The 18,707-nt window shown below is 39.4% G+C and carries 14 protein-coding genes; 8 read left to right on the top strand and 6 right to left on the bottom strand.

All coding sequences use genetic code 11. From position 1 onward, the window contains the following. Positions 1-84: 84 nt before the first annotated feature. Complete coding sequence (locus tag FD29_RS10250) at positions 85-2,520, bottom strand: glycyl radical protein (protein ID WP_057888841.1); 2,436 nt, start codon at positions 2,518-2,520, stop codon at positions 85-87. Between the two features lie 161 nt (positions 2,521-2,681). Next, positions 2,682-3,446, bottom strand: coding sequence for a DeoR/GlpR family DNA-binding transcription regulator (locus FD29_RS10245; RefSeq protein WP_057888840.1), 765 nt, complete (start codon positions 3,444-3,446; stop codon positions 2,682-2,684). A gap of 139 nt (positions 3,447-3,585) precedes the next feature. Here FD29_RS10245 and FD29_RS10240 point away from each other — a divergent pair, with 139 nt between their 5' ends. Continuing rightward, positions 3,586-4,386 (top strand): glycyl-radical enzyme activating protein, encoded by an 801-nt coding sequence (locus FD29_RS10240; RefSeq protein ID WP_057888839.1) that lies wholly within the window; start codon positions 3,586-3,588, stop codon positions 4,384-4,386. A gap of 12 nt (positions 4,387-4,398) precedes the next feature. Next, complete coding sequence (locus FD29_RS10235) at positions 4,399-5,121, top strand: VIT1/CCC1 transporter family protein (protein WP_057888838.1); 723 nt, start codon at positions 4,399-4,401, stop codon at positions 5,119-5,121. Between the two features lie 180 nt (positions 5,122-5,301). Here FD29_RS10235 and FD29_RS10230 read toward each other — a convergent pair whose 3' ends face one another. Continuing rightward, on the bottom strand, positions 5,302-7,956 hold the full coding sequence (locus FD29_RS10230) for an HAD-IC family P-type ATPase (RefSeq protein ID WP_057888837.1): 2,655 nt from the start codon (positions 7,954-7,956) through the stop codon (positions 5,302-5,304). 379 nt (positions 7,957-8,335) lie between these two features. Here FD29_RS10230 and nagE point away from each other — a divergent pair, with 379 nt between their 5' ends. Next, entirely contained in the window at positions 8,336-10,318 is a 1,983-nt protein-coding gene (gene nagE, locus FD29_RS10225) for an N-acetylglucosamine-specific PTS transporter subunit IIBC (protein WP_057888836.1), read from the top strand. A gap of 72 nt (positions 10,319-10,390) precedes the next feature. On the opposite strand, the gene FD29_RS10220 is transcribed toward nagE, so the two are convergent. The 3 genes from FD29_RS10220 to FD29_RS10210 form a co-directional block, all read right to left on the bottom strand. After that, the gene (locus tag FD29_RS10220) at positions 10,391-11,428 is read right to left on the bottom strand and encodes a PTS sugar transporter subunit IIC (protein WP_057888835.1); all 1,038 of its coding nucleotides are present in this window, start codon (positions 11,426-11,428) and stop codon (positions 10,391-10,393) included. Positions 11,429-11,466: 38 nt separating this feature from the next. Continuing rightward, complete coding sequence (locus FD29_RS10215) at positions 11,467-12,405, bottom strand: 2-dehydropantoate 2-reductase (RefSeq protein ID WP_057888834.1); 939 nt, start codon at positions 12,403-12,405, stop codon at positions 11,467-11,469. Between the two features lie 767 nt (positions 12,406-13,172). Further along, positions 13,173-14,189, bottom strand: coding sequence for a zinc-binding alcohol dehydrogenase family protein (locus FD29_RS10210; protein WP_057888833.1), 1,017 nt, complete (start codon positions 14,187-14,189; stop codon positions 13,173-13,175). Between the two features lie 124 nt (positions 14,190-14,313). Here FD29_RS10210 and FD29_RS10205 point away from each other — a divergent pair, with 124 nt between their 5' ends. From FD29_RS10205 to FD29_RS10185, 5 genes are all read left to right on the top strand, one after another. After that, positions 14,314-14,670 carry a winged helix-turn-helix transcriptional regulator gene (locus FD29_RS10205; RefSeq protein WP_057888832.1) on the top strand — a complete coding sequence of 119 codons (357 nt, stop codon included), beginning with the start codon at positions 14,314-14,316 and terminating at the stop codon, positions 14,668-14,670. Between the two features lie 711 nt (positions 14,671-15,381). Beyond that, on the top strand, positions 15,382-16,350 hold the full coding sequence (locus FD29_RS10200) for a PTS sugar transporter subunit IIB (RefSeq protein WP_057888831.1): 969 nt from the start codon (positions 15,382-15,384) through the stop codon (positions 16,348-16,350). Positions 16,351-16,398: 48 nt separating this feature from the next. After that, entirely contained in the window at positions 16,399-17,214 is an 816-nt protein-coding gene (locus FD29_RS10195) for a PTS mannose/fructose/sorbose transporter subunit IIC (RefSeq protein WP_057888830.1), read from the top strand. A 19-nt stretch (positions 17,215-17,233) separates the two neighbouring features. Next, a complete protein-coding gene (locus FD29_RS10190) occupies positions 17,234-18,145 on the top strand; it encodes a PTS system mannose/fructose/sorbose family transporter subunit IID (protein WP_057888829.1) in 912 nt (303 codons plus the stop codon). A gap of 109 nt (positions 18,146-18,254) precedes the next feature. Further along, positions 18,255-18,668, top strand: a complete 414-nt coding sequence (locus FD29_RS10185; protein ID WP_057888828.1) for a DUF956 family protein — start codon at positions 18,255-18,257, stop codon at positions 18,666-18,668. Positions 18,669-18,707: the final 39 nt, after the last annotated feature.

Genomic DNA, 18,707 nt, shown 5'->3' with positions numbered 1-18,707 from the left:
TGCTTAAATTAATGAACCGCCGTATACGGAGCCGTACGTACGGTGGTGTGAGAGGTACTCGATTTTAAATGTAACTAAAATTCATTACAACGATTGTTCAGTACGTTCAATGATATCGTCTTGGGTTTCTTTAGATAGTCCTACGAAGAAGGCAGAATATCCGGCAACTCTGACAATCAAATCACGATGTTTATCAGGGTGGTTTTGGGCATCGATCAACGTGTCTCTAGATACAATGTTGTATTGAACATGGTATCCATGCAGACGGTTGAAGAAGGTCCGCAAAAGGGCAACTAGTTTCATACAACTTTCGTCGTTTCTAAGAATCTGTGGTGACATCTTTTGATTAAGAAGTACACCACCAGTGATATCTTTAGTGTGCAATTTGGAAACGGACTTGAATACGGCAGTTGGACCGTCGGTATCCATAGCGTGTTCAGGTGAGCAGCCTTCAGCAAGTGGCGTTCTAGCATGACGTCCATCTGGTGTGGCTAAAGTACTGTGTCCTTGTCCCACGTTGGCAGAAATCGATGAAGTTCCGGCATAACGTAGACCACCAATAGGGCCACGGCCGTAACGAGTATTCTTGTACTTGGCGATTTCGTCGATATATGGTTGGTAAGCATCGACAATCAGGTCATCAACATAATCATCGTCATTACCATATTTAGGAGCATCGTTGATCAACATTTGACGGATCTCTTCGCCATCTTTACCAGCAAAGTCAGTTTGAAGAGCCTTCCAAAGTTGAGCTGTAGTTAACTTGTGTTCTTCAAAGACTAACTTCTTGATGGCAGCTAATGAATCAGCTAAGTTGGCAATTCCGACTTGAAGGCCACTGATAAAGTCATAAACAGCGCCACCTTCTTTGATAGTTTTACCACGTCCGATACAATCATCAGTTAAAACGGAGCAGAGAATATCAGGATAATTTTGTTCAAGGGCTAAATCACAACTATTTTCGATGATGACACTTTGACGCGTCATTTCACGAAGAGCTTTGTCCCAAGCATCCATTAATTGATCGTAGGATGTCATTTCGGTAAATTTGCCATAATTTGGTAGAAGTTGTTTGCCAGATTCGGGAGCAACGCCACCGTTCATGACAATCAAAAGTACTCGTGGGAAGTTGATGAAACTCATTCCGGTACAACGGTAACCCCATTTACCAGGAATAGCAGTTTCGACACAGCCGATGGCACTGTAATTATAGGCATCTTCTTTTTTGATACCACGTCTGATAAATGAAGGGATTATAACTTCATCGTTGTTGAAAGCAGGCATTCCCAAACCTTGTTTGATTACTTCGACACATTCGCGCATAAACTTGTCGCTGATATTCTTGTGGTAACGAACTGTCAAGTTTGGTTGAGGCAAGTGTGCTTGAGCGATTGCTTTTAGAATTAAATAAGACATTGGGTTAACGGCATCTTTGCCATCAGGAGTTTGTCCACCAATGGTGATGTTTTGGTAAAGGGGACTTCCGGCTGAAAATTCAGTGTGTTGCCATGAACGGACTTTGTTGATCGTCAAGGTCTTTAAGCAGAGGTTAGTCAATAGTTCGATAGCTTCGTCAGCGTCGATTTCACCAGACTTTAGGTCATGTTCGTAGAATGGATCTAAGTATTGGTCCAAACGACCATAAGAAACAGAGTGTCCATTAGATTCGATCTGCAAAGTCAAATGAGTCAACCAAACAGCTTGAATAGCTTCATAGAAAGTGTCGGCAGGTTCGTAAGGAACCTTGTTTAAAATGGCACTCATTTTTTGAAGTTGAGCTTTACGTTTAGGATTAATTGCTTCACGAGCTTGTTTAGCTGCCAGGTCGGCATAGCGTTTGGCAAAGTTATGAATTGCATCGATTACGATCAAGCCAGCCTTGTAGAAGTAATATTGTTTTTGTTGTTTGAAGTCAGTCAAATCTAGATTATCAAGGGCAGTTTTAATTCGGTCTTCATACCATTTGAGACCCTTTGTGACAACATTCTTGTAATCAACGGCGATATGTCCGTCACCTGAAGTGATATTACCATCAGCACCGATAATTCCTAAATCATAAAAAATCCGGCTTGATTCAGGGAAACTAGCATAGCCACGATCTTCTAGAGTATTGTGTTTCCAGAATGGGGCGATTTTTCTAAGCTCTTCTTTGGATTCTTCGGTAATGTAAAAGACATCGCCAGGACGTTTTTCAAAAGTGTCGAGTTCGTCAATTACCCAGTTCATTGAGTACTCAGGGAAAACAGGTGCCCAGCGATTTTGACGAGCTTGGTTACCAGCTAATAACGTGTTGTCTTCGATGAAGATAGTCATTTTGCTGAGAACATTTTGCAACATCTTTGCACGGAGAATATCAACTTGTTCATCTTGATGGGCTTTGTAAGTTTCAGTCGTAAGGATTGCACGTTCTGGATCAACATAAGGTTTGGCATCAATGATGCTATCTCTTAGGCAGTTCATCATAGGGGTCAGTTGACCAAAGTGGTTTATTGTTTCTTTTTTTGTGATTGTTTCAGGCATATTAAAAGCATCCTTCCTATCGTTCAAAATTAATTAACCTTTCTTACGAAACAATCATAGCATGAATTGTTAATTTAATTAAGCGCTTAATCGCAAAAATAAAAAACAGGACCAACAATGCACATCTGTGCTTTGTTGGTCCTGTTTTTAGTCTGATAAGATTATTTGATTTGTTCGGCTTGGACAAGTTGTACCTTAATATGATTGTCTTTGAGACGTTTACTAATAGAGCTTTCTAATTGATTGTCAGTAATCACTTCGTAAACTTGTTGGAAAGATAGTTGTCGGACAGTACTTTTAGCCTTGAATTTACTAGAGTCAGTCAGGACATATGCTTGATCTGCATTATCGGCCATAGATTTTCCAGTATCGGCACGCATGATGTCGTTACCGTAGAATCCATATTGACCATCGAAACCGTCGACACCGATAAAGAGTTTATGAGCATGGAAATTAGTCAGCATGGATTTGGTGATTGGACCAACGGTGACTTGTGCATCGGATTGATATTCGCCACCGAGTACGTTAACCGTGATATTAGGGTAGTCACGAACATAGTTAGCAATGAAGAAAGAAATCGTGATGATGGTAACGTGTTTTTTGCTTTGGGCCAATTCCTCAGCTAAAAGTGCGCATGTAGAACCGGATTCGATCATAATTGTTTCGTTGTCTTCAACTAATTGTGCTGCTGCGTGGGCAATTCTTTTTTTGGTATCGTAATTTTGAGCCAAACGAAACTTCAGGTCATTTGGATTATTAATAATGGCATAACCATGTTGACGTTGTAACAGTCCACGACTTTCCAGTTGCGTTAAGTCCTTTCGAATCGTTACTTTCGAAACTTGCAACAAATCAGCCAATTCGTTGACTTCAATTTTTTTATGTTGATTAACTATGTTTAATAGCTGTTCATTACGTTGATTCATTGTTATCACCTTCTCTTAAAATTAAGTATATCATTTTCTAAATGAATTTGGTCTGTGTTTCATTCGAAACATATACTATTTACGTTTGATAATTTTAATGTTATGCTTGCAGCAAGAAATACATGAAGGAGTGGTTAAAATGACAACTGCAGCGGCAGAGCCATTGAGGGGATTGGTCTTTAATATTCAAAAATTCAGTATTAACGATGGACCAGGAATTAGAACAGTGGTATTTTTTAAAGGTTGCCCATTGCGTTGTAAGTGGTGTTCTAACCCAGAATCACAATCAGGAATTCAAGAGTCGATGTATGATGAACAGACTGCTAAAGAGACGATTGTCGGCGATTATATGACGGTTGATGAAATTATGAAAGTTATCATGCAGGACAAGGATTTTTATGAAGAATCTGGTGGTGGCGTGACATTTTCAGGTGGCGAAGTATTATTCCAAGCATCATTTGCAATCCAATTAGCCAAGGCAATCAAAGCTCGAGGCATCGACCTTGCCTGTGAAACTACGGGCTACACTTCACCGAGAGTGTTTAAAGAATTTATGAGTTATATGGATTTTATGTATTACGACTGTAAACAATGGAATCCAAACAAACACCGAGAAGGAACTGGGGCACTCAATACTGTGATTTTGAAAAATCTAGAAACGGCGGTTCAAGCCCACAAAACTATGATGGTTCGAATTCCAGTAATTCCAGGGTTCAATTATACTCTGGAAGATGCCGATCACTTTGGGGCTTTATTTGTAAAACTAGGCGTTCCCGAAGTAGAATTATTGCCTTTCCACCAATTTGGCTTGAAAAAATATCAAGATTTGGGCAGAGAGTATGAATTAAAAGATGTTAAACAGTTACAGGCAGACGATTTGGCTGACTATGCTAAGAAAATTGAGAAACATGGAATCAAAGTCAGAATCAATGGCTGGTAATGGGGGTATATAATGGAATCTGCAATTCGCAAAAGCTTTAAACACAGTACTTTATCAGATCGACTTAATGTAATTCGAGCTGGAATTTTAGGAGCTAACGATGGAATTATTTCTGTTTCGGGAATCGTTCTGGGTGCTTTAGGAGCTAATTTTTCAAGTGGCTCATTGTTAATGTCTGGTTTGGCAGGGATGCTAGCTGGGGCATGTTCAATGGCAGGGGGCGAATATATTTCAGTTCGAGCTCAACACGATATTCAAAAAAATACCGTCAAGCAGCTCATTGAAAAAGCTAGTTTGCCTAAAGAAGAACAGCGGAACCATTTCATCAAAGTTTATTGTGATCGTGGATTGAGTCAAAAAACCGCCACGATGGTTGCAGATGAATTGATAGCAAACAATCAAAAATTGGAAGTAGATGCAGAAGCTGCAGATGATTATCAATTAAAAGTGGGTCACTATTTGAATCCGTTGCACGCTGCAGGAACGTCGTTTTTATCATTTATTGCTGGGGCGATCATTCCATTAGTTACTATGACGACGGTACCTAACCCTTATAAAGCCGTAGGAACATTGATAGCGATGGTTGTGGCGTTAGGATTGAATGGATTTGTCAGTTCACGTTCACAAGTTTTGTCAACAAAGCAGACGATGGTGCGTAATATTGCGGTTGGCTTGTTGACGACGATAATTACCTTTGCACTTGGTGAATTCTTCCATACAACTATTGGGGGATAAACCCCAAATATGGAGTAGCAATTTGTACTTTCCGTCTTCCGTAAAAACGCCAGCTAAGACACTACCACGCTGAGCATCCACTGGGTTTTCATTCCAGACTAGTGAGTCTTAACTTATTTAAATTTACACTAAAAAGGGCCATCCATTTTTTGGATGATCTTTTTTGGCGAACACTTATTATTATCGAGCCATGTTCAAGCGAATCAATTTGTCAAATTCGGTAACGATTAAAACGATAGCTCCAGCGGCAATGGCTAAGCCCCATTCGTATAAACCGATTGTTCCGGTTGAGAATATCTTTTGCATGAAAGGAACATAAGTTAAGATCAATTGCAAAATCATCATCAATCCGACGAAAAGAAAAGCTTTAGGGTTGGAGAATAGTTCTTTGGAAAGTGCTAGTTCGGGAGTTCTGATATTAAATAGATAGAAAATTTTACCGATGATCAAAGTATTGACCATTGTCGTGCTAGTAATGACTTCACTGAAACCTTTGCTAGTCAGGTAAATGTCGATGATCAAACTGACAGCAGCAATTAACAATGCTACGTAAGTCATTTGGAAGACATCGTGGCGGTCCATTAGTTTGCTACCAGTTTTACGCGGCTTGCGTGTCATGATGCCATCTTCAGCCGGTTCGAAGATCAAAGCGAATTGAATCGTAATGGCTGAGACCATGTTGATCCACAACAATTGTGACGGCTGCAAGGGGATATCTTGTTTGGTCAAAATAGCGTAGGCGACGATCAGACCTTCGGAAAAGGAAATCGGCAAGAGATAAAGAATACTCTTTTTGATATTGTCGAAGATACGACGGCCTTCTTTGATGGCAGAGGACATAGTTGCAAAATTATCATCAGTCAAAATCATATCGGCTGAATCTTTGGCAACGTCAGTCCCTTTGATACCCATGGCTACACCGATATCAGCTCGTTTTAAAGCCGGAGCATCGTTGACACCGTCACCAGTCATAGCGGTAACTTTGTTATTTTGCTGCAAAGCTTCGATGATTTCTAACTTGTTACTAGGAGTTGTTCGAGCAAAGACTTGGTTTTCATCAGCGGCGATGATTTTTTCTTCAGCGGACAAGTTATCCCATTGTGTGCCAGTGATAGCATGAATCTCATCAGCCAAACCGAGCTTTTCACCGATTGATTTGGCAGTAATGGCATTGTCACCAGTGATCATTTTAACTTCCACACCGGCGCTACGCATAATCTTCAAGGATTCGATAACTTCCTCACGTGGTGGGTCGATGATAGCGGCGAGTCCTAAGAAATTAAGACCGTCGACGATCATTTCGTGAGTAACTTCATCGACGGATTTAGGAGCTTTTTCATAGGCAACGGCAATAACTCGTTTACCTTCGGCTGAGAAGCGTTGAACTTTTTCTAACCAGTAGTCGTAATTGAAGTTTGCATCTTGTTTTTGAGCCATTTCTAATAGTTTATCAGGGGCACCTTTAACGAAGAGCAATTGTTCACCGTTTTTATCTTTAACGATTTTACCGATATAACGATAGTCGGAATCAAACGGCAGAATATCGACTTCCTGGTACTGATTCTCTTGTTCGTAAGGAAAAATTTTGTGATATAAAGTCAAGAAAGCACCGTCAGTCGGTTCACCGTTGATCTTCCATTGATCATTTTCGTGTAACAGCGTTGTATCGTTAGCTTGATAACCGGCTTCTAAAAATAATTTTAACTTTGGCGTTACTTCAATTGGTCTACCATTTTGAATGATTTGTCCAGTTGGTTGATAACCGGTACCAGTCACTTGCAGCTCTTGATCGTCAATCAAAATATCGGTAACGGTCATTTCGTTCTTAGTTAATGTACCAGTTTTATCAGTTGCTACCACGTCGACGGAACCGAGTGTTTCTACAGCTGGCAAAGTTTTGACGATCGTATTTTGCTTTTTAGCCATGTCACTGACACCTTTAGCTAAAATAACTGAAGTCGTGGCAGGCATACCTTCGGGGATAGCACCAACCATCATGGCTACAACAGCTAGAGCTAGTACTGGCAGGGCGTAAGTGTCAAAAATCAAACCGATGATGAAGATAACGATTGAAGCGGCCACGATGAAGTAAGAAACGTTCGTTCCTAAACTATCGATGATCTGCATCAGTGGCGTCTTACGTTGTTTAACAGAGCTTACTTCTGATGAAATTTTACCAATTTCAGTTTCTTTGGCGACGGCTACGACGATACCACTACCACTACCGTTAGTAACTGCAGTCGAAGCAAAAGCCATATTCTTTTGATCGGCTAAAGCGACATCGTCATCAGTCAATTTGTCGGCAATTTTAGCAACTGAGTTTGATTCACCAGTCAAAGCCGATTCTTGAATCCTCAGGTTATCAGAATCAATGATTCTCAAGTCAGCCGGAACGTTATCACCAGCTTCTAAGAAGACTGTATCGCCGACGACTAATTCTTCAGCTGGGATGTCTTTTCTTTGACCATCACGATAAACCGTGGCGTCGATCGACAACATCTGCTTGATCTTATCCAAAGCATCTGAGGCGTTGGCTTCTTGATAATAGCCAATGATGGCATTGATAATGACCACCAAGAAGATGATGATCGAATCGGAATAATGTCCCATCAACATAGTAATGATCGTCGCTGCAATCAGGACGTAGATTACCATATTGTTGAACTGGCGGAAGAAGATTTTCCACTTAGGCGTTTTGTGTGCTTCCAATTTATTGGGACCATTTTCACTCAGACGTTTTTGAGCTTCAGTTGTTGAAAGTCCCTCTTTAAATTCATTTGTGTTATATGTTTCTTTTAAAGGCTTAAATCCTATCTGATAGGGTTTAGGTTTCAAATAATCTCTCCTCGTTGTTTTTAGGGTTTAAAAAAAGCGCATTGCTATTGAAAGTAATGTGCAGGTCAGCGGCGGATACGATATAAGAAATATATAAGATTCGTTTTCAGTTAAAGTGTTCTCCTTATTTGTCGGTAGTAATAATTTATCAGAAAGCAAGTATTAAGTCAATATTAATATAATGATTAGTTTTTTATAATAATAACTAATACATGGAGTAGACCAATTTGAAACCTATCTAGTCCAATTGAACATTGAAAGCACTTCAATGTCTTTCATAACGTTATAAATTTTAAAAAACTATTGCAGTTTTGAATGTATACCAGTATTATCGGATTCGTTAAAGAATTATCTTAAAACTAGGGAGGAAAATGGAAAAATGAAAACATATTTCCAACGGATGGGCCGTTCGCTTCAATTGCCAGTTGCTGTACTTCCGGCAGCTGCGTTACTTGAAGGTATTGGGCACTGGCTTCCACAGAATTGGGGTTTAGCCCAGTTCTTGCAAGTCGGCGGAACAGCCATCCTCAGTCAATTGGCTTTGTTATTTGCGGTTGGTTTGTCGATCGGAATGGCCAAAACCAAAGATGGCGCCTCAGCTATGGCCGGGGTCGTAGCTTATATCGTACCAACATTTGTCTTAGCACCAAAACAAGTCGCTTTATTAAAGGGAATTAAGGTCGGAGCAATTGATCCAGCTTTCAATGCGATTGCGGGTAACGTCTTTATTGGTATCGTAGCTGGTTTGATTGCGGCTGCTTTATTTGACCGTTTTCACGAAACAAAATTGCCAATGGCTTTGTCATTCTTTAGTGGTAAAAGATTGGTGCCAATCTTAGCTACTTTGACAATGCTACTCGTTTCAGTGGTTTTGCTATTTGTTTGGCCAGTACTTTATAATGCATTGATTGCATTTGGTAAATTTATTGTCAACCTTGGTTGGATCGGGGCAGGACTATTTGGATTCTTCAACCGATTGTTGATTCCAACTGGATTGCACCAAGCTTTGAATCAAGTCTTTGAATTCAATATTGCTGGTATTAATGATATCGGTAATTTCTGGGCCAATAAGGGAACTAAGGGTGTTACAGGTATGTACTTGGCTGGTTACTTCCCAGTTATGATGTTCGGTTTACCTGCTGGTGCCTTGGCAATTTATCGTAACGCTTTGCCAGAGCACAAGAAGACTACTGCTGGTTTGATGCTAGCTGGAGCTTTCGCCTCATTCTTCACGGGTGTTACTGAACCTTTGGAATTCTCATTTATGTTCGTCGCTTGGCCACTTTATGTTATCCACGCTATTTTCACTGGATTATCAATGGCTTTTGCAGCTTTCATGCACTGGACAGCTGGATTTACCTTCAGTGCGGGATTAGTTGATTATATTTTGAGTTTCCACATGCCGATTGCTAATAAACCTTATATGTTATTAGTTCAAGGGTTGGTCATGGCAGTTATTTATTACTTTGGATTTGATTTTGCTATTAAGAAATTTAATTTGATGACTCCTGGTCGTGAACCGGTTGATACTAATGCCTCTGCACCAGTTGAAGAAGTTGCTACTTCAGATACTGATGACAAGTATATGGTCATGGCTAAAAAAGTTTACGCAGGTATCGGTGGACACGATAATATTAGTGTGATCGATAACTGTACGACTCGTTTGCGTTTGCAGTTGAAAGATACTGGCAAGATCAACAAGTCGCAAATTATGAATGCCGGTGTTGCCGGAGTTAATGTTTTGGATAAAGTTAATATTCACATTGTTGTCGGTACTGAAGTACAATTCGTAGCCGATGCTTTGAAGAAACTCTTTGCCGAAAACGCTGCTGTAACTTCTAGTGATGCTAAAGAAGAAACAACAGTTAAGTCAGAACCAGCAAGCGATGTTAAATCAGGTGAGACAGATACCTTTTACAGTGTGGCCAATGGTCATCTTGAGGATATCGAAAAAGTCTCTGATCCAACCTTTGCTCAAAAGATGCTCGGTGATGGCTATGCGGTAATTCCAAGTGATGGCAAGATCGTTTCACCAGTTGATGGTACGATCGAAACGATTTTCCCAACTAAGCATGCACTGGGTATCAAGACAGCTAATGGTTTGGAAGTTCTAGTTCACATGGGAATCGATACCGTTCAGCTTAAAGGTGAACCATTTGATCTCAAGGTCACAGATGGCCAAGAAATCAAACATGGTGACCAATTAGCTCAAGTTGATCTAGAAAAAATCACTAATGCCGGTAAGAAGACTGACATGATGGTTATTGTAACTAATATGCCAAGTGTTGCTTACATGAAATACAATGTTTTGGATAAAGATGTTCAATTAGATACAGAAGTTGTTAGAGTGACAACAAAATAATAGATTTCACCCTTCATAACTCACGTAAAAAGGCCACCGAGAATTAATCTCGATAGCCTTTTTTTATTGATTTTAACCTAAGAATTCAAAGACATCTTTACGGTTGTATAGATGCAAGATCTTTTCTAGTAAGAATTGAAGAGCCAAAGCCACAACAACTGGGACTAAAAGCCAACTGATCAAAAGTAAGATCACATTGAGTCCAGCTTCCATTGAAGCCAAAGGTCCAACTAAACCAACTAAACCGAAACCAGCTGAGGCCGGTGTACCTGAGATGCTGAAGAGAGCAACTGGAATTGCTGAAACAGCAGCAGTGATCAAGCAAGGTACTAAGATAATAGGTTTTCTAAAGAGGTTAGGCATCATCATCTTCATAGCGCCCAAAGCAATCGCAATGGTAACACCAGGTTTGTTGATCTTCCATGAGTTGACAACTAAGACGATAGTCGTAGCAGCCACACCCATAGCAGCAGCACCGGCAGAAATACCTTTCAACTGAATAGCCATACCGATAGCAACGGTTGAAATAGGTGAGATGATCAAAGTGGCAAATGCACAACTGATCAAGATACACATTAGAATTGGCTGTAAGTTAGTGAAAGAGTTGATTCCATCTCCGATAGCTTTAGTAATATCGGTAACGTATGGGTATAAGTAGAACCCGATCAAAACAGCTCCGACACCAACGACGATTGGCGTTAAAACAATGGCAACTGAACCGAATTTGTCATCGATCAAAAGGATCAGGCCGACGGCAATCGCAGCTGTCAGCATAGTATTGATGATGTCACCCGTACCAGCTCCGATATAGGCTTGAGCTTTGGCGTCGAACTTAATAACTCCGGAACCGACAAAGGCGGCTCCACCAACGACCATCATTGGCATTGGTTTGAATTCAAATTGTAAAGCAATCAAAGCCCCAATCAAAAGTGGTGTTCCTAATTGGAAGATGATCGCCATTTGCCCGATTGCAAGAGCAAAAGGATTGTTACCGAACAATTTCAAGATAGCAGCTAAAACAGCATTGGGAATCAATCCGATAATGATTCCGGTTGCGGTTCCTGATAGAACTTTGTTTAAAAATATTTTGGCCGTTAATTTTTTATTCATAATAATAATCCCCCCTATGACCTAAAATAATATTTTTATTATTTTGCCTCAAGAATGTCTTCTTTGCAATGAATTAATTGTGTCAATAGGTCACAGTATGGAGTAGGGATGCCGTATTTTTTACCTTTACGTGCTACGGCGCCGTTGATGTAATCGATTTCTGTAAGACGGTGATTATTAATTAAATCTTGATACATTGAAGGGTAGTGTTTACCGATTGTTTCAGGATCAAAGCATGATTCAACATGTTCAACGACTTCTTTGACGTCTAGATCAACGCCTTCGTGCTTAGCAACGGCAGCAAATTCGTTAACAACTGTAACGACGATATCGTGAGCTGGTTTAGTAGCACCGAATTCAGCCATGTTGACGTCAAGGATTGAACAGAGACAGTTCATAGTTCCGTTAACACAAGCTTTACGATAGATCGAATAGTGAATGTTGTCAGAATACTTAGCATTCAAGCCAGAATCAGAAAGCACTTGAGCTAATTGCTTAGCACTATCTTCTTGGTTCTTACCAAGATTTTGTAGTTCAACTGAACCGCTTCCGAATAATTTAACTTGACCAGGACCAACTAGACCAGCTGTCCACATAGTGTTACCAATGAAGATATTTTCCATTGGAATGTACTTTTCGATGGTATCTTCATGACCAATACCATTCAACAGACAAAGGATTTTTGTTTCAGGAGCAATCAGTGGTTTGACGTCTTGCAACATCTTATCCAATTGCATTGATTTAGTGAATAATATAATTAAATCAGCCTTTTCACCAGCACTGATTTCAGATTGAAGCATAACGGGGATGTTGACTGTGATATCCTCACCGTTGAAGTTTGCCTTTAAACCATTTTCCTTGATAGCATTGACGTGATCTGGCCAACCGTCGACTAGAGTAACGTCGTTGCCACCTTTGTGAAGCATGATTCCAAAGCGGCTACCCATGGCACCCGCACCTGCGATAATTATTTTCATAGTTTTCCTCCTTAAATTTTCTGCAACTTTATTATACTCAGATTATTGTGAAAAAAGCTACAAATAATTAAGAAATAACGAAAAAAACTGATTTCGAAAATCAATTTTGTAATGAATTTTGATTATGAAAAGTTTGGGTGGTTATGAAAGAATTCCATTGATCGAATCATGAATGTAAACTTTTGATAATTGATCGGTTTATTTAATTTAGGTAGACCAATTTGAATGTTGTATATTAGATTGAAACTAATAGTGAGTTATAGCTTAGCTTGGGATTACGATTGTTAGTTCAACCAAAATTAAAATGGGCAAGATAACTTGATTTCTTTGGTTCTTTTTCAAGTTTGGTTGTTCACTGCCGTCTTCCATGAAATTCTGGTGGACGCTGGAACGCAGTGAGAGCAACTTAGAGCTAATTACAGTTCGAATTGTCTCTAAGCTTGTCTGTCTCTAACCTGGCAAAGGACCGCCAGCCAAGAGACTACCACGTGAGAGTCCACCAGAATTTCATTCCAGACTAGTTGGTTTTTTATTTGTTTTACATTAGTAGTGTTAAAATTTTAAATTTAATGATTCGATATTTTATTTACGATAATACTAAAAATGGGTCATCCAGCTGATTTTTGGATGGCCTATTAGTATATCTAAATAATTGTCTGTAACCAAAGTTGAAAAAGAACCATTTCTTTAGGGTTATCTTGCCCATTTGGTTTTTCTGGAGTTGGAGTATTTTTTACGTTAGTGCTAATAATCAATTATGATACTGTTTAGTTGTGAATCACGACTTTGCCGATCATGTGATTTGTCTCCACTAATTGGTGGGCTTTTTTGAGATTATCGACGTTAATAGGTTGAAGGGCTTGAGTCATAGTCGATTGAATAATATGTTGATCCAACAAAGCGGCGATGCGATTGAGAATTTGATGTTGAGTGATCATATCGGGTGTTTGATAGTATGATTTGGAGTACATCCATTCCCAAGCAAATTTAGCACGCTTAGTAGTTAACTTTTTCAAATTGATTGGTCGACGGTTCTCGGTGATCGAAGCGATGCGGCCACTAGGCTTGATTAATTCGGCCATTTCGTTCCAATGGCCATCGAGATCATTTAGTTCTAAGATATAATCAACGTATTGATAGCCTAAGTTGTGGACTTCATTCACTAGGTCCTTACGGTGATTTACTGTCAAATCTGCTCCGTGTTCTTTGGTCCATTGAATCGTTTCAGGACGTGATGCCGAGGCAATAACTTTTAAGTTGGCCCAATGTGCCAATTGAGTTGCAATAGAGCCAACGCCACCAGATCCGTTGATAATCAAAATAGTCCGTGACTGATTGTCGACTTTATTCTCAGGGTCAATTTCCAGCTGTTCAAAGAGAGCTTCCCAAGCAGTCAACGAAGTTAATGGCATTGCAGCAATTTCTGCAATCGATAAATGTTTGGGGGCTTTGCCAGTAATACGTTCATCAACTAATTGATATTCTGCATCGCTGCCGGGACGTTTAAAGGAACCAGCATAAAAGACTTGTTCACCAGGTTTGAATAAGGTTACTGACTCACCGACTGCTTGCACTATTCCAACAGCATCCCAACCGATAATTTTCGGCTGTTTTAATTTGGAACGACTGCCACGACGAACAAAGACATCGACCGGGTTCACTGAGACTCCTTGAATTTTTACGAGCAAGTCGTGTCCTTTAGGTGTAGGAGTTGGCAATTCGAATTCTTCAAAACTTTTGGGACTATTAATAGGTAGAGATTCTGTAAAACCAATAGCTTTCATAATTGATAACTTCCTTTCGAAATCAGCATAAAGCAATGGGGGAAAAGTACAATTCTGTAATATTTGTAATTAGTTACAAAAAATTCAGTAGCCAGATAAATAATTAACCAACAAGGAGATTTTTATGACGAGACGTGTTTATGATTGTCAGGCGGGCTGTCCGGTGGAAAGTACATTGCAATTTATTTCGGGCAAGTGGAAAAGCGTGATCTTATATCACTTACTAAAGGAAAAAACTTGTCATTTTGGACAATTGCATCGGGACCTAAAAGACTGTTCGCAAAGAATGTTGGCCCTACAACTGCATGAATTGGAACAGGACGGCCTGATTCAAAAAAATATTTATCAAACTAAGCCTTTGAGTACGGATTATCAAATGACAGACTTTGGCAAGAGTTTGGAGCCAGTGATATTGGCAATGGAGAAGTGGGGCAACTCGTACAATCAACAACATTCAACAATTGAAGAAGCCGAATTATAGATAGTTCAAATTCCGAATTGATAAAAATAATCAACGGAATTTGAACTATTTTTTTGGTTAAATTCTCCAAAAATGAAACCGTTTTAGTAATTTAACAAAAAAATAAAAAATATTTATTTGGGGAAAAAGGTCTATGCAAATTGGTACCTACCAGTTTCAGGAAAATGAAGTCCGATTGATTTATCACTTTTCATATCGACAAATTCATCAACCCCATGTAACAGAATGTTACGCGGAAGTAACATGTGAAAAAATATTTTCAAAATCGTCGTAGCTTTTTTAACTAAATTGAAAATGCTGGTATAAAAGGAATTAAACCCGAAAACGGCTGAAAATACTAAAAGCTATGAATCCCTTTCAGTCGTCACAAGTCACTGAATTAACCGTAAAAAAATGTTCTATTTTAGTCTCTCAAAGGCTGATCTTTTATCTAAACATGTTGCCTTGGTAGTCGCTTTTGAAGGCGGAGAAGCTTGAAAAATGAATTAAAAAAGTTATATCAAAAGTGCAAAATCATTTTTATTTATTACTATTACTTTTTTTTAAAAGAGCTGTTTTTTTTCTGAAAAAATGATATTATGTAAGGGTTCACATGAAGGGTGAGCTCTATTAAAGCGATTTATTTCGAAATTATTCTATTTTTGTCAATTCGGCCATAATGGGTGGTCAAAGTAAGCGCTTTAATGACAGAAAAATAAAGGAGGATTAAACATGGTTGGAATTGTTATTGCAAGCCATGGTGACTTTGCTGATGGCATCAAGATGTCAGGGTCAATGATTTTCGGTGAACAAAAAGATGTTCAATCCGTTACATTGCAACCTAGCATGGGTCCTGATGATCTCAAGGCAAAATTGGAAGAAGCTGTTTCTTCTCTTGAAGATCAAGAACAAGTTTTGTTCTTAGTTGACTTATGGGGTGGAACACCATTTAACCAAGTTAATGGTTTGTTCGAAGCACACAAAGACAAGTGGGCTATCGTTGCTGGTCTTAACTTGCCAATGTTGATCGAAGCATATGCTTCACGTCTATCAATGAATTCAGCACAAGAAATTGCTGCTCACATCATTGAAACTGCTAAAGATGGTGTAAAGGTTCGTCCAGAATCTCTACAACCTAAGGAAGCTCCTAAGGCTTCTAAACAAGCACCTACAGGTGGTCAACCAGGCTCATTGGAATATGTTTTGGCACGTGTTGATACACGTCTATTGCATGGTCAAGTTGCTACTGCTTGGACTAAGACAACAAATCCTACACGTATCATTGTTGTTTCAGATAACGTTGCTAAGGATGATTTGCGTAAACAAATGATTATGCAAGCTGCACCATCAGGTGTTAAGGCTCACGTTATTCCTATCAAGCAAATGATCAAGATTGCTAAAGATGATAAACACTTTGGTGGTCAACGTGCACTATTGCTTTTCGAAACACCACAAGATGCTAAGAAGGCAATTGACGGAGGAGTTCCATTGAAGACAATCAATGTTGGTTCAATGGCTCACTCAGTTGGTAAAGTTCAACCTAACAAGGTTTTGGCTTTTGATCAAAATGATATCGATACTTACAAGGCTATGGAAAAAGAAGGCATCAAGTTTGATGTTCGTAAAGTTCCTACAGACTCAAAAGATAATCTCGATGCCATTATGAAGAAAGCTCAAGATGAACTTAACAAAGAAAAATAATTTAACACATACATATATGTTTGAGAAATTAAACGGAGGATTATAATCATGCAATTGAATGCTATTCAAATGATTTTAGTCGTTTTAGTATCTTTCTTAGCTGGTATGGAAGGTATCTTGGATGAATTCCACTTCCACCAACCAGTTATTGCTTGTACTTTAATCGGCTTAGTTACAGGTCAATTATTACCATGTCTTATCCTTGGTGGTTCATTACAAATGATCGCCTTAGGTTGGGCTAATATCGGTGCTGCCGTAGCACCTGATGCTGCTTTGGCAGCTGTTGCTTCAGCTATTATTCTTGTTCTTGGTGGCAAAGGTAAGGCTGGTGTTTCTTCAGCTATTGCCATCGCCGTTCCTTTGGCTGTTGCCGGATTGTTACTAACAATTTTGGCTCGTACATTGGCAACTGGTATTGTTCACATCATGGATAGAGCTGCCGAGGAAGGTAGTTTTAAGAAACTTGAAATGTGGCAATATATCGCTATTGCTATGCAAGGTGCTCGTATCGCTATCCCTGCTGCTTTGATCCTAGCAATTGGTGCTGGTCCCGTTAGAGAAATGCTTAACGCTATGCCTACTTGGTTAACTGATGGTCTTGCCATTGGTGGTGGTATGGTTGTTGCCGTTGGTTATGCAATGGTTATCAACATGATGGCTACTAGAGAAGTATGGCCATTCTTCGCAATTGGTTTTGTGTTAGCTACAGTTACACAATTAACACTTATTGGACTTGGTGCTATCGGTATTTCTATCGCACTTATCTACTTGAAATTGGAAAAATCAGGTGGTAACGGTGGCAACGGTGGCGGAGGAAACTCCAACACTGGTGATCCAGTCGGCGATATCATAGATAACTACTAAGAGGGGAGAACACAAAAAAATGGCAGATCAAGTAAAGATTTCTAAAAAAGATAGAATTTCCGTTTGGTGGCGTTCAACCTTCCTACAAGGTTCATGGAACTACGAACGTATGCAAAATGGTGGTTGGGCTTATTCATTAATCCCAGTCCTTAAAAAATTATATACAACAAAAGAAGACCGTGCCGCTGCTTTGAAGCGTCACATGGAATTCTTCAATACTCACCCATACCTAGCTTCACCTATTCTTGGTGTTACTATGGCTTTGGAAGAAGAACGTGCCAATGGTGCACCTATCGATGATGTTACTATCCAAGGTGTTAAAGTTGGTATGATGGGTCCTTTGGCTGGTATTGGTGATCCTGTGTTCTGGTTCACTGTTAAGCCTATTATCGGTGCCTTGGCTGCTTCACTTGCCATGACTGGTAATATTCTTGGACCAATCATTTACTTCATTGCATGGAATGCTATTCGTATGGCCTTCATGTGGTACACACAAGAACTTGGCTATCAAGCTGGTTCTAAGATTACAGATGACCTTTCAGGTGGTATCTTACAAGATATTACTAAGGGTGCTTCAATTCTAGGTATGTTCATCCTAGGTTCATTGGTTAACCGTTGGGTTTCTGTTAAATTCACACCAACAGTTTCAACTGTTAAACTAGATAAAGGTGCTTACATTGATTGGGCACACTTACCATCAGGTGCTAAAGGTATTCAACAAGCTTTGATCCAACAAAAAGCTGGTCTATCATTGACACCCGACAAAGTTACAACATTGCAAGATAACTTGGATCAATTGATTCCTGGTTTAGCTGCTTTGTTTCTAACATTGCTTTGCATGTGGTTACTAAAGAAGAAAGTTTCACCAATCGTTATGATTCTTGGCTTGTTCGTTGTAGGTGTATTGCTACACGTTCTAGGTATCATGTAATAATTCAGAAACTTTTAAATATGGGGTGGACTCAGATGAGTTCCGCCTCTTTTTTGATAATAGATAAAGACGTATAATACTTTTTAAAAAGATAAAGGGGTTAGTTTAAATGGTTCAATCATTAAATACGAAGTCGGATTTGGTCATGAATGCAACTTCTCACTTAGGAATGGCAGATTACGGTAAGATCATGGTCGGAGATAAGGGCTTTGAATTTTATGATGACCGTGATGCTAGTAACTATATCCAAATTCCTTGGACTGAAGTACGAAAGGTGATCGTTTCAGTGATGTTCGGCGGCAAATGGATTCCCCGCTATGCCATTGAAACTAAAAAGAATGGTACCTTTTCATTCTCTTCACGTGACCCTAAAAAAGTTCTACGAGCAATTCGAGTTTATGTCAAACCCGACCACATTGTTCGTTCATTAGGATTTTTCGAGGTTATCAAACGTGCCTTTACGAAAAATCCTAATAAGGCCAACAAGAAAAAGGGTCGTAAGAATAGAAAGTCTAAAAAATAGTATTATTTAATTGAAAAACGATGGAAGATAAATCCTAAG

Origin of the sequence: Companilactobacillus mindensis DSM 14500, from assembly GCF_001434275.1 — a bacterium.
Taxonomy (GTDB): domain Bacteria; phylum Bacillota; class Bacilli; order Lactobacillales; family Lactobacillaceae; genus Companilactobacillus; species Companilactobacillus mindensis.
This window is presented reverse-complemented; position numbering and strand designations above follow the sequence as displayed.

Bases quoted from the DNA above. Each gene is read 5' to 3' on its own strand.
- FD29_RS10190 (WP_057888829.1), top strand. From the start codon at position 17,234: ATGGCAGATCAAGTAAAGATTTCTAAAAAAGATAGAATTTCCGTTTGG.
- FD29_RS10220 (WP_057888835.1), bottom strand. From the start codon at position 11,428: ATGAATAAAAAATTAACGGCCAAAATATTTTTAAACAAAGTTCTATCA.
- nagE (WP_057888836.1), top strand. From the start codon at position 8,336: ATGAAAACATATTTCCAACGGATGGGCCGTTCGCTTCAATTGCCAGTT.
- FD29_RS10215 (WP_057888834.1), bottom strand. From the start codon at position 12,405: ATGAAAATAATTATCGCAGGTGCGGGTGCCATGGGTAGCCGCTTTGGA.
- FD29_RS10210 (WP_057888833.1), bottom strand. From the start codon at position 14,189: ATGAAAGCTATTGGTTTTACAGAATCTCTACCTATTAATAGTCCCAAA.
- FD29_RS10245 (WP_057888840.1), bottom strand. From the start codon at position 3,446: ATGAATCAACGTAATGAACAGCTATTAAACATAGTTAATCAACATAAA.
- FD29_RS10205 (WP_057888832.1), top strand. From the start codon at position 14,314: ATGACGAGACGTGTTTATGATTGTCAGGCGGGCTGTCCGGTGGAAAGT.
- FD29_RS10195 (WP_057888830.1), top strand. From the start codon at position 16,399: ATGCAATTGAATGCTATTCAAATGATTTTAGTCGTTTTAGTATCTTTC.
- FD29_RS10240 (WP_057888839.1), top strand. From the start codon at position 3,586: ATGACAACTGCAGCGGCAGAGCCATTGAGGGGATTGGTCTTTAATATT.
- FD29_RS10200 (WP_057888831.1), top strand. From the start codon at position 15,382: ATGGTTGGAATTGTTATTGCAAGCCATGGTGACTTTGCTGATGGCATC.
- FD29_RS10235 (WP_057888838.1), top strand. From the start codon at position 4,399: ATGGAATCTGCAATTCGCAAAAGCTTTAAACACAGTACTTTATCAGAT.
- FD29_RS10185 (WP_057888828.1), top strand. From the start codon at position 18,255: ATGGTTCAATCATTAAATACGAAGTCGGATTTGGTCATGAATGCAACT.
- FD29_RS10250 (WP_057888841.1), bottom strand. From the start codon at position 2,520: ATGCCTGAAACAATCACAAAAAAAGAAACAATAAACCACTTTGGTCAA.